General features: G+C 71.9%; 12 protein-coding genes. 4 read left to right on the forward strand and 8 right to left on the reverse strand.

Going from position 1 to position 15,596, the window contains the following annotated elements; all coding sequences use genetic code 11:
• Nucleotides 1-1,269: 1,269 nt before the first annotated feature.
• Nucleotides 1,270-1,524, forward strand: coding sequence for a hypothetical protein (locus FXF68_RS43215; RefSeq protein WP_222870122.1), 255 nt, complete (start codon nt 1,270-1,272; stop codon nt 1,522-1,524).
• 492 nt (nt 1,525-2,016) lie between these two features.
• Here the strand turns inward: FXF68_RS43215 and FXF68_RS28420 are convergent, their stop codons facing one another.
• The 5 genes from FXF68_RS28420 to FXF68_RS28440 all read right to left on the reverse strand — a co-directional run bounded on the left by FXF68_RS28420 (nt 2,017) and on the right by FXF68_RS28440 (nt 9,138).
• Nucleotides 2,017-3,756: a phospholipid carrier-dependent glycosyltransferase gene (locus tag FXF68_RS28420; protein WP_187438147.1), complete on the reverse strand. Its 1,740-nt coding sequence runs from the start codon at nt 3,754-3,756 to the stop codon at nt 2,017-2,019.
• A 415-nt stretch (nt 3,757-4,171) separates the two neighbouring features.
• Nucleotides 4,172-4,393 carry a hypothetical protein gene (locus FXF68_RS28425; RefSeq protein WP_148764441.1) on the reverse strand — a complete coding sequence of 74 codons (222 nt, stop codon included), beginning with the start codon at nt 4,391-4,393 and terminating at the stop codon, nt 4,172-4,174.
• 61 nt (nt 4,394-4,454) lie between these two features.
• On the reverse strand, nt 4,455-5,663 hold the full coding sequence (locus tag FXF68_RS28430) for a helix-turn-helix domain-containing protein (protein WP_148764443.1): 1,209 nt from the start codon (nt 5,661-5,663) through the stop codon (nt 4,455-4,457).
• Nucleotides 5,664-5,774: 111 nt separating this feature from the next.
• On the reverse strand, nt 5,775-7,112 hold the full coding sequence (locus FXF68_RS28435) for a class I SAM-dependent RNA methyltransferase (RefSeq protein ID WP_148764445.1): 1,338 nt from the start codon (nt 7,110-7,112) through the stop codon (nt 5,775-5,777).
• Nucleotides 7,105-9,138: an APC family permease gene (locus FXF68_RS28440; RefSeq protein ID WP_148764447.1), complete on the reverse strand. Its 2,034-nt coding sequence runs from the start codon at nt 9,136-9,138 to the stop codon at nt 7,105-7,107. The genes FXF68_RS28435 and FXF68_RS28440 overlap by 8 nt, the downstream gene beginning before the upstream one ends.
• Nucleotides 9,139-9,363: 225 nt before the next feature.
• Here FXF68_RS28440 and FXF68_RS28445 point away from each other — a divergent pair, with 225 nt between their 5' ends.
• Both FXF68_RS28445 and FXF68_RS28450 read left to right on the forward strand, forming a co-directional pair.
• Nucleotides 9,364-10,029, forward strand: a complete 666-nt coding sequence (locus tag FXF68_RS28445; RefSeq protein WP_067893111.1) for a potassium channel family protein — start codon at nt 9,364-9,366, stop codon at nt 10,027-10,029.
• Nucleotides 10,029-10,688: a potassium channel family protein gene (locus FXF68_RS28450; RefSeq protein WP_148352497.1), complete on the forward strand. Its 660-nt coding sequence runs from the start codon at nt 10,029-10,031 to the stop codon at nt 10,686-10,688. Before FXF68_RS28445 ends, FXF68_RS28450 begins: the two co-directional genes overlap by 1 nt.
• Nucleotides 10,689-10,772: 84 nt before the next feature.
• Here FXF68_RS28450 and FXF68_RS28455 read toward each other — a convergent pair whose 3' ends face one another.
• Both FXF68_RS28455 and FXF68_RS28460 read right to left on the reverse strand, forming a co-directional pair.
• The gene (locus tag FXF68_RS28455) at nt 10,773-11,558 is read right to left on the reverse strand and encodes a DUF3159 domain-containing protein (RefSeq protein WP_148764449.1); all 786 of its coding nucleotides are present in this window, start codon (nt 11,556-11,558) and stop codon (nt 10,773-10,775) included.
• Complete coding sequence (locus tag FXF68_RS28460; protein ID WP_148352498.1) at nt 11,558-11,998, reverse strand: OB-fold nucleic acid binding domain-containing protein; 441 nt, start codon at nt 11,996-11,998, stop codon at nt 11,558-11,560. The genes FXF68_RS28455 and FXF68_RS28460 overlap by 1 nt, the downstream gene beginning before the upstream one ends.
• Nucleotides 11,999-12,141: 143 nt before the next feature.
• On the opposite strand from FXF68_RS28460, the gene FXF68_RS28465 reads away from it, so the two are divergent.
• Complete coding sequence (locus tag FXF68_RS28465) at nt 12,142-13,623, forward strand: MFS transporter (RefSeq protein ID WP_148764451.1); 1,482 nt, start codon at nt 12,142-12,144, stop codon at nt 13,621-13,623.
• A gap of 65 nt (nt 13,624-13,688) precedes the next feature.
• On the opposite strand, the gene murJ is transcribed toward FXF68_RS28465, so the two are convergent.
• Nucleotides 13,689-15,548, reverse strand: a complete 1,860-nt coding sequence (murJ, locus tag FXF68_RS28470) for a murein biosynthesis integral membrane protein MurJ (RefSeq protein WP_246178988.1) — start codon at nt 15,546-15,548, stop codon at nt 13,689-13,691.
• Nucleotides 15,549-15,596: the final 48 nt, after the last annotated feature.

Here is a 15,596-nt window from a genome sequence, read left to right on the forward strand (position 1 = left end):
GCCCGTCGGACCCTCGGCACCCGTCGGGCCCGTGGCACCTTCAACTCCTGTCGGACCCGTCGCGCCCTCAGCACCCGTCGGGCCGGTGGCACCCTCCAGGCCAGTTGGGCCCGTCGGTCCCTCGGCGCCCGTCGGACCGGTCGCGCCCTCGGCTCCGGTCGGCCCCGTCGGGCCAGTGGTACCGACCCCAGTCGGCCCAGTTGGTCCAGTCGCGCCTTCGGTACCCGCAGGGCCGGTCGGACCTGTCGCTCCTTCAACGCCCGCAGGACCCGTCGCGCCCTCGGCACCCGTCGGCCCCGTGGGACCGGTGACGCCCAACCCGGTCGGACCAGTCGGGCCGGTCGCGCCTTCTGGACCTGTGGGACCGGTCGCGCCCTCTAGGCCGGTTGGACCCGTCGGACCCTCCATACCCTCGGCGCCCGTCGGACCTGTGGGACCGGTGACGCCCACTCCGGTCGGGCCGGTCGGGCCGGTGGCACCGCCGATACCCTCGGCACCGGTCGGGCCAGTCGGACCGGTGGCTCCTTCCAAGCCCGTGGGGCCGGTCGGGCCCTCCGGGCCGGTGGCGCCGTCCAGGCCGTCGGCACCTGTCGGGCCCGTCGCGCCGGTCGGACCGGGCGCGCCCTCCAGGCCAGTCGGACCTGTCGGCCCCTCAGCGCCCGTCGGGCCGGTCGCACCCTCGGCTCCAGCCGGTCCCGTAGGACCAGTGGCACCGAACCCGGTCGGACCGGTCGCGCCTTCCGGACCCGTCGGACCTGTCGCGCCCTCCAAGCCAGCCGGGCCTGTCGGACCCGTGGCGCCCTCCATACCCTCGGCACCCGTCGGGCCGGTCGGGCCTGTTACGCCTACACCGGTCGGACCTGTCGGACCTGTCGCACCGTCCATGCCGTCCGCGCCTGCGGGACCGGTTGGGCCGGTCACCCCCTCAGCGCCCGTCGGACCAGTCGGGCCGGTCACACCCACACCCGTCGGCCCTGTCGGACCGGTGGTCCCGGCTCCGGTCGGACCCGTTGGGCCCGTCACGCCTTCCGCGCCAGTCGGGCCAGTCGCGCCCTCGGCACCTGTCGGACCGGTCGGCCCAGTCGTCCCTATACCTGTCGGACCTGTCGGGCCCGTCGCGCCGTCCATGCCATTAGCGCCCGCTGGACCGGTCGGGCCGGTGGTCCCCGCCGGGCCCGTCGGACCCGTGGCGCCGTTCTCGCCCTCCGGGCCAGTGGGGCCCGTTGGGCCGGTCGGGCCGGTGGGACCGTGCTTGCACCATTTGCCTTTGTGGCAGCATTTGCCCTCTTGGCAGCACTGCTTCTTGTGCTTTCCACAAGCGATCTCGTCAGTGGTCAGCCGCCGGTCTTGCGCCTTCTCGTCGCTGACGAGTTTTCGCGGGTCATCGGCCGTCGAGGCGGAGGCGCGACCGGTCGCCAGCGGCTGCACCATGGCGGCCGAGACGAAGGCACCCATGATCAAGGCTTTTTTGACCATGCGCCTTCGTTGCAGGAACAAGCACAACACGCGGTGACTCCCTCATGATCACCGGCACGCCTAATGACGTCTTCGGCGCGCCCCACCGTTCGATGAGCGCTCCAGGCAAGAGCCGCCTACCGCATGCGGCAAAGGCCGGAACTAGGGCCGGACGTTCCCTCGGTCCGATCGCACATGAGGGCGCGCGCCGTCTTTTGCCGCGCGTTTGCGTGTTTTATTGGAGTGCATTTAAAAACCAAGCGGGCACATGATCAAGACCGTAGATATGGATGGCCGCTTGATCAGCAACGTCCCGATCGGCCGCACCCGCCGGTTACGGATTTGGCATTTACCTGCTTAGGACGTGTTTCGTTGCAACACCCGCATCGGACGGGACATGTCGAAGATCCGGCCATCATCCTTCTTCATCCCCGAACAGGGGAATGCGGGGTGATGCGAGGAACATCCGTTATCCGCCACCACATTCGCCGTTGATTTCACGATGGCAACCGAATTGTGCGGGCGGCCGGGGAGGTCCCGTCCGGCCGTCTCAAAGCCGGGTCACTTGGTGCGGCGCCACGCCACCCAGCCGCCCGCGCCCGGCAGACGTGCCGAGACGACGTGCCAGTTCGGCGGAGCTGCGGGCCAACTGTGCGTCATCGCCGTGCCCCTCGCCCACGGGACGACGACGAGCGTCAAGTCCCTTGGAAGCACGAAGCGGCCGGTCCTGTCGATCGGGACGAGCCCATGACGAGACTGAAACGCCTGCAACACCCAGATCCGCCAATCGAGCCCGGGGAAGTTCACCCCGACCTTGTCGTCGGGCCGAAGTTCCTCCTTCAGGCTGGCGGCGACCGCGTATCGGTGGTCCCAGGGGTTCACGATGTGGTTCGTGGCGGCCACCGCGGCGGCCACGTTGAGGGCGGCGATCATTCCCGCGGTGGCCATGATGGCGCGTCCGCCGCCGTAGGCGATCAACGCGGCCGCTCCGACGAGGAGCAGCAAGGCGGCGATGGTGGCGGGCCACAGCCGGAATGCGTCCCATTTCCAGGTGAGGAAACCGGTCTCGGCGAAGTCGGTGGAAAGGAAGAAGCCACGGGTGAGGCGGCTCCCAGCGCTCAGCCAGACGATGGCTCCGGCGGCCAGGGTGACCGCCGTGGTGATGGGCGCGGCCTGGAGCGCGGTGACGACCGGTGCGCGCACCGCCAGTACGGCGGCGGCCATGAAGAGGATCGGCACCAGGCAGGTCAAATACCGGCCGTAGACGAAATTGGAAACGGTGTTCTCGTCCGGTGTGGCGGCAGAAGTGGCGAATGCGAGACCGGCCGTGCAGATGAGGGTCAGCGCCGCCGTGACGCGGGTGCCGAAAGGCGCGTGGTCGCGCACCGTGACGATGACCAGGGCGACGAGTCCCAATCCGGCGATGCCCCAGGTCGAGACGATCAGATACCACAATTTCCCGGCGGTCAGCGACAGCGTCCATCCCAGTCCGGAAAGGCTGGTGAGCCGGTCGACCAGCAGACCGTCCAGCGCATACGCGCCTCGGGGGTAGAGCTGCGAGCGCACCCAGTCGTTGAGCTGAATCCCCACGATGGTGGTCGCGACGAGCAGCCACGCCATGACGGTGACGCCGCGACGGTCGGCCCAGCGCCGCCACCACGCCACGCCCAGCAGGCCCGCGAACGCGACGACGAAGATGAAGCCGCGAACGTGGATCCAGGAAAGATAGGCGGCGAGCACGCCGGCGAGCACGCCGGGCGTCTGCTTCTGGGACGTGAGCCAGGAATGCACCGCCAGCAGCCAGGCCAGCACGATCACCGGCAATACCGCATCGGTCAGCGCGAACTGGCTGTAGTGGACGTTCGACGGCACCAATGCGGCCAACGTCGCGGCGACGTACGCGGGAACCTGGGCCATTCCGACCCGACGGAGCGCGAGGTAGGCCAGGGGCAGCACCGCCGAACTCAGCAACGCGTTTATCACCAGGACGAGGTGATACACCGTCGTGGGATTGTCGCTGAGCCAGCTCGCCGGGGTCAGGAGCAGCGAATAACCGCTGTAGTACAGCGGCCGCCCAGTCAGGTCGCCGACCGCTCCCCCGGCGAACAACCGTCCGCCCAGCAGATATCCGACCTCGTCGGGAACGTAGAGCGGGACGTTCCGCCCGCTCCCGAGCGCCACCCGCAACAACACCTGTGAAAGCCAGCCCGCGCCGAGCAACAACGGCCACAGGGGAAGCTGATTCGCCGCCCTTACCTGCGTCCGGACCCGTTCACGAAGCGCGACGTCGACGCCAAGCATGACCGACCTTCCCCCAAGGTCTCGCCGCAGCCGACGTCCGCCACCGGGCTGTCTTCCGCACATTTCGCGGGACCATCGACTGCGATCCTTTTGTGGGGCCAAACCCCCAAAGCCACATTTTGCAGCTCGCAAGGCACCGTACCGAGGACACCGCAAACCACAGCCCCCACCAAGTCGCAATTGGCGAAACACATAGGCAACCATCGCCTAAAGAAAACCCGCCCCACGACCCAGCCGTCACGACGATCACCTCCGGGCCCACGCCGGGGCCCGCGCCCATGCCGCCGAACCGGGCACAGAATAGAAAGCGCCCACGACCGGCCCGCCCCGTTCGGCGATGACGTACACCCCGTCGCACTTCCCGCCGTAGACCTCGTATCCGTCTGGCGTGCTCGCGAGGACGGGTCTCGCCGCGTCACCGGTCACTGCGGATGACCTTCCGGATCTTCTCGGCGAGCCCCTCGGGCGTGTCAGCCGAGACGTCCGCGACACCGCTGAGCTCTTCCCGGGTGAGAGGCCCACGGGTCGCCCACCATGTGCCGGTGGCGGTCCGGATGATGGACCAGGCGGGGAACTCGGCCTTGAGCTGAGCCTTGGCGGTCTCCGCGTCGGGGTGTCCCGCTGTGGTGGCAGTCATGTGCCCAGCGTGCCGCGGCGAGCGCACTCCGAAGTTACACAGGTCGGTGAAACCCGGAAATTCAGGGGATGCCCAGCCACGACGCGAACCCGCTCAGGCTTTTCGGTCGTCGCCGCTCCAAGTCGGTCAGCATCCGCACTGTCTCCCGGACCTGCGGGTGATGGCGGGTCTGCTGCGGCGCGGCCTGCCGCGCGGCGTACAGGGTCTCCAGTGCCCTGGCCCGGTTGCCGTGGTAAAGCCAGCCGCGCGCGAGGTCGATGTAATAGTGACCGACGCGGACCGGCGCGACGGTCGGCGGTAGCCGAGTCCGCGCGGCGCGCTTCACGGCCTCGGTGCCGTCGTACATCTCGACGGCCACTCCGACTTCGTGGATCGCGACGTTGCTCGGCCCGAACTCCAGCCCGTAATGGTCGGCGTCGGCGTCGAGGAGGCGGGCCGCGTCCCGGGCCTCGTCGATGTGCGCCCACGCCTCTCCGGGGTTCGGCTTCCGCGCCGCGAAGATCGCCGAGCGGAGGTGCGTCGCGCCGTACACGCTCAGCGTCGCCGGGTCCATGTGGCCGACGTCCTCACCCAGGTCACGCCGGATCCGGTTCAGCAGCCGCGCGCCACGCTCGTACGACGCGCTCACCAGGAACAGGGTGGAACGCTGCCACTGCGTGCGGGCCACGCGCAGGGGATCGCCGGACTGCCGCGCCGCCCACTCCACCCGCTCCATCGCCAAGCTTCGCAGGTCGAAGTACCCGAGCGTGTAGGCGAGCGCGGTCACGCCCGTGTACGCCTCGGACAGCAGCGCGAACAGCGCCGCCCGGTCCGCGTCCGCGGACGGAGCCTCGTACACGGCGGTGGTCAGCTCCTCCAGCAGGCCGGGCAGCATCTCACCGAGCCGCCCGTAGTGGGCGTCTCGGCCGAGCTTGGACGCGCGCTCGACGTCTGCGCGCAGCGCGGCGACCGGCCTGGGGCGCACGTCCTCGTCCGGCAGGTCCCAGCCGAGGAGGGCGCGCCGAAGGCCGGGGATCGCGGCGTGCACGAGGTCCTCGCGGGGCGTGCCGTCGTGGTAGGGCTGCCCGGTCAGCTCGCCGACCTCCACGCGCAGGGCCCTCGCCGCGCCCGCGATGAGGGCCTGCGAGGCGGGCTTGTGCCCGCGCTCGACCTGGGCGATGAGGCTCTTGGAGCAGGGGACGCGCTCGGCGAGCTGCTGCTGCGTCAGGCCGCGCAGTTTCCGGGCGCGGGCGAGACGGGGCCCAACGCCTTCTGAGGTGTCCTCACGCACGGGCCCTGCACCTCCTGGGACCTCGACACTCCCAGGCTATGGCGCAGGGCCTTCACCCGTCAGGGCTCCGCGCCCATGGCAGGCCGACGAATGCGCGAATCAGGGTGGTGGTCAGCCTTTGATCAGGGTTGCCAGGAGTTCTACGTGTTGGGTCATGGGGAAGGCGTCGAAGGCGCGGAGGGTCTCCAGGGTCCAGCCTCGGTCGCTGAAGTAGGAGAGGTCGCGGGCCAGGGTGGCGGGGTCGCAGGAGACGTAGGCGATCTTGCGGCCGGCGAGGCGGGTGATGTGGTCGACGACCTCGCGGCCGGCGCCCGCGCGGGGCGGGTCCAGGACGACGACGTCCGCTCGGCGGACGCGCTCGCCGCGGTGGTGGGTACCGGTCCGCTTGTTCTGCGAGCGCGACGTGCCGTCCGCGCGGCCGAACTCCAGGTCGGCGACGACCTCCTCGACCGGGCCGCGCTCAATTGACACGTTCGGCAGGTCGCGCAGGTTGAAGCGGGCGTCGCGGACGGCCTGCCCGTCGGACTCGACGCCGACGACGAGGCCGTCGCGGCCGACCCGGTCGGCGAGGACGCCCGCGAACAGGCCGACTCCGCAGTACAGGTCGAGGGCGATGTCGCCGGGCTTCGGTTCGAGCGCGTCGAGGACGGCGTCCGCCAGGAGGCGTGCGGCGCCCGGGTGGACCTGCCAGAAGCCGCTGCCGCTGACCTGGTAGAGCCGTCCGGCCACTTCTTCGCGGACGTACGGGAGCGCGGCGCCCGGCTCGGGCTTGCCGCGGACGAGCCGGACCGGCACGTCCAGCCGCGGCACCCGGATCTTGCGGCGGTCGCGGCCGCGCAGCACCACGAGGCGGTCGCCGGTCGTCGCGGACACGATGCCCTCGACGCCGGACGCGCCCGGCCAGCGCTTGCGCTCGATGCCCATCAGCTCGACGCCGGGGTGCGCGATCAGGCACTCGTCGATCGGCTCGATGTCGTGCGAGCGGTGCCGCCGCAGCCCGACGGCCCCGGACGACACGGCGAACTGGACGCGGGTGCGCCAGCCGAGGCCGGGCGGCGGCACCGTGTCGCCGTCGACCGGGTAGGGGACCTCCTCGACGGTGACAGTCCTGGTGATCCCGGCGAGCCGCTGGAGCTGCTCCTCGACGACGGCGGCCTTCAGGGCGCGCTGCGCGGGGAGGGAGGCGTGCTGCCAGTCGCAGCCGCCGCAGCGGCCGGGACCGGCGAACGGGCAGGGCGGCTCGACCCGGTCGGGGGACGCTTCGAGGATCTCCACGGCGTCGGCGCGGAGGAAGTTCCGGGCGCTCTCGGTGACGCGGGCTCGGACCCGCTCGCCGGGCAGCGCGTGCCGGACGAAGACGACCCGTCCCTCGTGCCGGGCGACGCAGAAACCACCGTTCGCGACGTTGCCGACCTGCAGTTCAAGGACGTCGGGCTCCACATCAGTCACGTTCTGAAACACTACCGGCACCGGGGCGCGAACCGGTCCGCGGCGGACGCCGGGAGGCGCCGGGACCGGGCGGCTCGACCCGTCCCTTGAGCCGGTCGGACGACTGGAGCTGCCACGCCACGCTGGTCACCATGACGCCCGGCTGGAACAGCAGCCGCCCCTTGAGCCGCAGCGCGCTCTGGTTGTGGAGGAGCTGCTCCCACCAGTGCCCGACGACGTACTCGGGGATGAACACCGTGACGACGTCGCGCGGGCTCTTGCGCCGGATGCCCTTCACGTACGACAGGACGGGCCGGGTGATCTCCCGGTACGGCGAGTCGAGGATCTTCAGCGGGACGGGGATGTCGAGTGCGTCCCACTCGTCCTGGAGGCGCTGCGACTCCGCCGCGTCGACCGCGACCGTCACCGCCTCCAGCGTGGACGGACGGGTCGCCCGCGCGTACGCCAGCGCCCGCAGCGTCGGCTTGTGGATCTTGGAGACGAGCACGATGCCGTGGTTGCGGGCGGGCAGCGCGACGTCCTCGCCGGACGGGACGAGCTCCGCCGCGATCCGGTCGTAGTGCCGCCTGATCGCCTTCATCAGCAGGAACAGCACCGGCATCGCGATGCACACGATGTAGGCGCCGAGCGCGAACTTGGTGATCAGCACGACGACGAGGACGATGCCGGTGAGCGTGGCGCCGAAGGCGTTGATGCCCCGGGAGGTCTTCATCCGGCGGCGCTGCGCCGCGTCGGTCTCGGTGGCGAGCAGCCGGTTCCAGTGCCGGACCATGCCGACCTGGCTGACCGTGAACGACACGAACACGCCGACGGTGTAGAGCGGGATCAGCCTGCTGACGGAGGCGTCGTAGGCGTAGATCAGCAGCCCGGCCATGGTGGCGAGGATGATGATGCCGTTGCTGAACGCAAGCCGGTCGCCGCGCGTGTGGAGCTGCCGGGGCAGGAACCGGTTCTGCGCGAGCACCGAGCCGAGCACCGGGAACCCGTTGAAGGCGGTGTTGGCGGCGAGGAACAGGATCAGCGCGGTCATCGCGGTGACGAGCGCGAACCCGAGCTCGAAGTTGCTGAACACGGTGTGCGCGACCTGGGCGATGACGGGGTCGGCGTCCACGACCGCGCGCCCGGTGTCGGGGTTGACGAGCTGGCTGCCCTGGTCGGGCTCGGCGAACTTGGCGTCGGTGATGTAGGCGAACGCGGTGACGCCGCCGAACATCGTCATCGCGACGATCCCGAGCGCGAGCAGGGTCTTCGCGGCGTTCTCGCCCTTCGGCTTGCGGAACGCCGGCACCCCGTTGCTGATCGCCTCGACGCCGGTCAGCGCCGCGCAGCCGGACGAGAACGCCCGCAGCAGCAGGAAGACGAGCGCGAACCCGGCGACGTCGACCTCGTCGCCGCGGACCTCGTAGTGCGCGGTCTCGGCCTGCAGGTCGGTGCCCGCGATCAGCCGGACGCCGCCCCACAGCAGCATGCTCATCACGGCGAACATGAACAGGTAGGTGGGGACCGCGAACGCGACCCCGGCCTCCTTGATGCCCCGCAGGTTGCCGATGGTCAGCAGGATCACGATAGCGATCGCGACGATGACCTCGTGCGGCTGCATGAACTTGAGCAGCGCGCCGAGGTTCTCCACGCCGGACGACACCGACACCGCGACCGTGAGGACGTAGTCGACCAGCAGGGCGCTCGCGACGACGACGCCCCAGTTGCTCCCGAGGTTCTCGGTGGCGACCTCGAAGTCGCCGCCGCCGCTCTGGTAGGCCCGGACGTTCTGCCGGTACGAGGCGACGACCGTCAGCAGGATGACCACGACCGCCGCCGCGACCCACGGCGTGTAGTGGTACATGACGAGGCCGCCCGCGCCGAGGGCGAGCAGGATCTCCTGCGGAGCGTAGGCGACCGACGACAGCGCGTCGCTGGCGAAGACCGGCAGCGCGATGCGCTTCTTCAGGAGCTGTTCGTGCTGCTGAGCGCTGCTGAGCGCGCGTCCGAGCAGCAGCCGCTTCGCAAGGTCCGGAACCTTTGACACGAGAGGAGACTCTAGCCCGTGGAAACGACGCCTCAGCCCCGCCCCCGTGCCCGTAGCGCCGGGTAGTACTCCCCTGGGGGGATGTGTAGGTTTGCAGCCCGGTAGGGATCATTCACAGGAAACGATCCTCGGGTGCAGCACGGCATGGCTGTGGGCGATGAATGCCGTGCACGGCGCGGGGGGTACAGGGGGAACGTCCCCCCTGGACGGATAGAGGGAACGGCCGTGCATATCGTGATCATGGGATGCGGGCGGGTCGGCTCGACGCTCGCCCACATACTGGAGGACAAGGGTCACTCCGTGGCCATCATCGACCAGAACCCGGAGGCGTTCCGGCGCCTGCGCAGCGGGTTCCGGGGCCGCCGCATCACCGGGTTCGGATTCGACCGCGACGTGATCGCCGAGGCCGGGATCGAGCGCGCGTCCGCGTTCGTCGCGGTCAGCAGCGGCGACAACTCGAACATCATCTCGGCCCGGGTGGCGCGCGAGACGTTCGGCGTCGACAACGTGGTGGCCCGGATCTACGACCCGCGCCGGGCGGAGGTGTACCAGCGCCTCGGCATCCCCACGGTCGCGACCGTCCGGTGGACCGCCGACCAGATCCTGCGCCGCCTGCTTCCCGAGGGCGCCGAGCCGCTGTGGCGCGACCCGACCGGCGCGGTCGTCCTCGCCGAGCTGGACTCGGGGCACCTGTGGGTGGGCGAGAAGGTCGGCGCGCTGGAGGAGCACGGGGGCACGCGGGTGGCATTCCTGTCGCGGATGGGTGAGGCCCTCGTCCCCGACCGGGACACGGTCATCCAGGACGGCGACATCGTCCACATCATGGCGGGCGCCGACGACCTCGAGCGCGTCAACGCCGCCGTCGCGGCGCGGAGCGGGGAGGAGTCCTGATGCGGGTCGCGATCGCCGGGGCGGGCGCGGTGGGCCGGTCCATCGCCGCGGAGCTGCTGGAGAACGGGCACGAGGTGCTCCTGATCGACAAGAGCCCGAAGGCCATCAAGGTGGAGATGGTCCCGCGCGCCGAGTGGCTGCTCGCGGACGCCTGCGAGATCTCCGCGCTGGACGACGCCGCGCTGGAGCGCTGCCAGGTCGTGGTCGCCTCGTCCGGGGACGACAAGGTCAACCTGGTGGTGTCGCTGCTCGCCAAGACCGAGTACGGGGTGCCGCGCGTGGTGGCCCGGATCAACCACCCGAACAACGAGTGGCTGTTCAACGAGTCGTGGGGGGTGGACGTCGCCGTGTCCACGCCGCGGCTGCTGTCGGCGCTCGTGGAGGAGGCCGTCAGCGTCGGCGACCTCGTCCGGCTGATGACGTTCCGGCAGGGCGAGGCGAACCTCGTCGAGCTGACGCTGCCGGACGACGCGCCGCTCGGCGGGGAGCGGGTCGGCTCGGTGAGCTGGCCGCGCGACACGGCCCTGGTGGCGATCCTGCGGGAGGGACGGGTGCTCGTCCCGACGTCCGACGACACCCTGGAGCCGGGCGACGAGCTGATGTTCGTGGCCAGCCAGGACGTCGAGGACGAGCTGGCGGAACTCCTCGGCGGCCACTGACCCGAAGACGGCGGAACCCGCCGGGCCGACGTCGGCCCGGCGGGTTCTTCGCGTCCCGTGGACGGGACGGTCGAGCAAAGGCGGTCAGGCGGGGCCCTCGCGGTCGATCGGCGTCCGGCCGCGGGCGAGGAGGCCGACCATGGCGGCGAGCGCGGCCACCTGCAGCGGCCAGCCCATGACGATCTTGGCGGCGCCGAGCAGGCCGCTCTGGTCGCCGTCGGCGAGGTAGATCGGGTACTGGACGGCGACCCGCGCGACGCACGGCAGCACCAGCAGCCAGGTCAGCCGGGAGCACAGCTTCACGATCCCGGGGTCGCGGCGCCAGGCGGTCGGGTCGCCGGTGACCGAGCCGATGATGAACCCGACGACCGGCCAGCGCACCGCGATCGAGAAGATCATGGCGGCCGCGTACCCGGCGTTCAGCATGATGCCGGGCAGGAACGCATTCTCGGCCTTGCCGGAGCGCAGCGCGAAGAACGCGGCGATCGCGATGCCGACGAGGCTGTTCAGCACGAACTGCGGGCTGGAGCGCTGGACGATCCGGACGAGCAGCAGCACCACCGCCGCGCCCACCCCGAGGGCGACGGCGAGCTTGATGTCCTTGGCCGCGACGTAGGTGGCGGTGAACGCGATCGTCGGGACGGCGGCCTCGACCATGCCGCGGACGCCGCCGAGCGCCTTGTTCAACTGGGCGCGGACGGCCGCCTCGACGGTGTCGTGCGCCGCGGCCCCCGAAGCGGGCGTGGCGCCGCCCGGCTCCGGGCCGGGTTTCGGGCCGGCCTCCGGAGCGGGCTCCGGGCCGTCCGTCGCGGGCTCGGCGCCCGCCTCCACTTCGTTCACGTCGCCACTCCCGGCCGCCGGCAGCGGCATCAGGACCCGCCGCGCAGCTCGTATCGCGGATTGAACATCACCTTGCGCCCGTCCTGGACGCTCACCAGCCCCTCGGCGCGCAGCATGCGGCCGGGGTCGATGCCGGCGATCTTGCGGCGGCCGAGCCACACCAGGCTGATCACGTCGGTGCCGTCGTACAGCTCGGCCTCCAGCGCCGGGGCGCCGCCCCGCGGCCGGAGCGTCACCGTACGCAGCGTACCGGCCACGCAGTGCCGCGTGCGCTCGCCGCACTCGGTGATCGGGGTCGCGCCCTCGTCACCGGACGTCCGCTGCAGCTCCTCGGCCTCCAGCTCGGCGGTGCTCGACGCCATGCGGCGCAGGAACCGCCGCAGGCCGCCGCCCTTGGCCGGGGGCCGGCCGCCGCGGCCGCGCCGTCCGGGCCCGGCGCCCTGGGGCGTGCCGGCGGAAACCTCGTCCATGGTTCGAAGCGTATGGCATGACCGGACGAATCGGACCCCCTTGCCGCCATCCCGGCATGGCTTCCCGGTCAGGTATTGGAATGGAGCATTCCGTTCTGGTACTATCGGAACAGAGCATTCCGCTCCAGACGGAAGGAAGAGCCATGACCGCCACCCTCGACACCCCGGCCGTCGCGTCCGGGACCCGTCCGGACAGCGGCCCGCGGCCGCACCCGCGCCGCTGGCTCGGCCTCTCGGCGATCCTGGCCGCGACCCTGCTGAACCTCCTCGACTCGACCGTGGTGAACGTGGCCGCGCCCGCGATCCGCGCGGACCTCGGCGGGTCCTTCTCCGCGCTCCAGTGGATGGCCGCCGGGTACACGCTCGCGCTCGCCGTCGCGCTGCTCACCGGTGGGCGGCTCGGCGACATGTTCGGCCGCAAGCCCGTCCTGCTGGCCGGCGCGGCCGGGTTCCTCGCCACCTCGGCGCTCTGCGCGCTCGCCTGGTCGCCGGAGAGCCTCATCGCCGCCCGGGTCGCGCAGGGGCTGTGCGCGGCGGTGATGGTGCCGCAGTGCTTCGGGCTCATCCGCGACCTGTTCGGCGCGAAGGACATGGGCAAGGCGTTCGCGCTGTTCGGCCCGGTGATCGGGCTCGCCACGATCCTCGGCCCGGTGGTCGCCGGGGTGCTGGTGGACGCCGACCTGCTCGGCTCCGGCTGGCGCGCGATCTTCCTCATCAACATGCCGGTCGGCGCGTACGCGCTGGTCGTCGGCGCCCGCGTGCTGCCCGCCCCGGCCGCCGCCGACCGCTCCGGCGGAATCGACGTCACCGGCATGCTGCTCGGCGGGCTCGGCATGAGCATGCTCGTGTACCCGCTCGTCCAGGGACGCGAGCTGGGCTGGCCCGCCTGGACGCTCGCCGTGCTCGCCGGTTCGGTTCCCGTCCTCGCCCTGTTCGCGCTGCACCAGCTCCGCCGCTCCCGCCGCGGCGGGACGCCGCTGCTCCGCCTGTCGGTGTTCGCGAACCGGTCCTACTCCTCCGGCGTCCTGTTCGTCGTCGTCTTCTTCGGGACGATCACCGGCTTCTCCCTCGCCGTCGGCCTGTTCCTGCAGCTCGGCCTCGGCTACACGCCGCTGTCCGCGAGCCTCGCGATGTCGTCCTGGGCGATCGGCGCGTTCGCCGGGTCGGCGTTCAGCGGCATGACGATGACCCGGCTCGGCCGGACGATCCTGCACATCGGCCTGGTCATGATGGCCGCCGGGCTCGGCGGGCTGTACGCGGTGTTCGAGACGGCCGGGACGGGCCTGACCGGCTGGCACCTCGCCGCCCCGCTGCTGGTCTTCGGCGCCGGGATGGGCATGATCTTCGTCCCGCTGTTCGACATCATCGTCGCGGGCATCGCCGACCACGAGGTCGGTTCGGCGTCGGCGGCGCTGGAGTCGATCCAGCAGCTCGGCGCGTCGCTCGGGATCGCCGTCCTCGGCACGGTGTTCTTCGGCGCGGTCGGCGCCCCGGTCGCCGGGCACTTCGACCCCGCCGCCGCGCTGGACGCCGCGAAGCGGGTCGCGGAGCTGACGCTCCTCCTCACCGCCGTCGCGTTCCCGGTGGCGTTCCTCCTCCCCCGCCGGGCCCGCGAGACCTCCTGATCCTCTCCCTGCCGCGCGGGCCCGCCGTCCCTCACGGGGCGGCGGGCCCGCGCGGTTTCCGCTGATCAGCGGCGCAGGCGGGCGGCCACGATCGAGGTGAAGTAGCCGATCTCCGGGACGCGCATCACCCGCGCCGTGACCACGTAGAGCGCGCCGCCGCCGAGCCCGCCGACGACGACCGCGAGCAGGTCGGACAGCCGTCCGCCCGGCATCCGCCCGAAGCTCCACACGGCCGCGGCGGCGAACGCGAGCGCGGGCAGCGCGGCCGCGTGCAGCCGGACGAGCGCGCGGCCGATCCGGCGCCCGTCCAGCCCGCCGAGGCGGCGGCGCAGCACCAGCACGGCCCCGGCGCCGCCGACCACGTAGAACAGCCCGTACGCGGCGGGCAGCCAGACGACGACCCGCCGGGCCGGGAGGAACTCCAGCAGCGCGAGCGCGGTGACGGCCTGCGCGATCCCGCCGGGGACGGCGATCAGCCCCGGCGTCCGCGTGTCGCCGAGCGCGTAGAACACGCGCATGAGGAGCTGGTGCAGCGTGAACGGCAGCACCACGAACGCGAACACCGTGAGGACGGTCCCGATGCGGTGCGCCCCGGCCTCGGACAGGCTGCCGTGCGCGAACAGCACCACCGATCCGGGGACGGCGAACACCAGCATGCCGAGCCACAGCGGGACGAGCAGCGCGCACGCCAGCCGCAGCCCGCGCGAGAAGTCGTCGCGGACGAGGTCGCGCCGCCCCGTGGCGACGTGCGCGCTCATCCGCGGCAGCAGCGCCGTGATCACCGACACCGCGACGATCGCGTACGGGAGCTGGAACACGACGAGCGCGAACGAGTAGGTGGCGATGCCGTTGCCGCCGCCCGGCGCCCGGTGCCCGGCCCGGGTCGCGACGTTCGCGGTGATGAGGACGCCGACCTGCACGACCACGACGTAGACCAGCATCCAGATCGCGGTGCGGGCCGCCTCGCCGAGGCCGGACCCGCGCAGGTCCAGGCGCGGCCGCCAGCGGAACCCGGCGCGGCGCAGCGTCCAGGCGAGGACGGCGCTCTGCGCGACCGTCCCGAACGCCGATCCGAGGCCCATGAGCGTGAGCTGCGCGTCGGTGACGGTGGCGGGGGTCCGGCCGCGTCCGGCGACCCAGAGGAACAGCAGGCCCGCGCCCATCGTGATCACGTTGTTGACGACCGGCGCCCACATCGGCGCGCCGAACCGCTGCCGGACGTTCAGCATCGTGCTCGCCAGCCCGCTGACGCCGATGAAGAAGATCTGCACCAGCAGCAGGCGGGTGAGCAGGACGGTGACCTCGCGCTGCCGCCCGGTGTACGCGCCCGCGTAGAGGGAGACCAGCAGGCCCGCGGCGAGGACGGCGACGACCGTCAGCACGGCGAGCGCGAGCAGCACGACGCCGAGCAGCCGCCGCTCGGTGGCCGCGCCGCCGTCGGCGTCCGCGAGCCGCCGCCTGACCAGGAACGGGACGAACACGCTGGCCAGCAGCCCGCCGAGGAGCAGCTCGTAGACGGTGTAGGGGACCATCTCGGCGGCCTTGTAGGCGTCGCCGAGCAGCGCGGTGCCGAGCGCCGCGCCGATCACGACCGTGCGCATGAACCCGGTGAGGCGGGAGAAGAACGTCGCGATCGCCATGACGGCGCTGGAGCGCGCGACGCCCCGCGGCGCGGCCTGCCCGGCGCCGCCGAGCTCGGCGCCCTCGGAGCCGGGCCGGACGGCGGGACCGGGGTCGCCGACGCCGTCCGGGTCGCGGACCGGGACGAGGCCGGGCTCCGGCTCGCCGGGCGGCTCGGCGCGCTCCGCCTCGTCGAAGACCCCCGGCATGAGGGGACGTCCCCTGCCCCGCTCGGCGCCCGGCTCGCGCGCGTCCGCCCCGCCGTCCGGCGGCGCGGGCTCCGTGTCAGGCTCGCCCTCGGTCATCGGCACCACCCCCAGGGGCGCCAGTATGCCCGCGGGCCCCGCGCGGCG

The organism is Actinomadura decatromicini (genome assembly GCF_008121305.1).
In the GTDB taxonomy this organism is placed as follows: Bacteria; Actinomycetota; Actinomycetes; order Streptosporangiales; family Streptosporangiaceae; genus Spirillospora; species Spirillospora syzygii.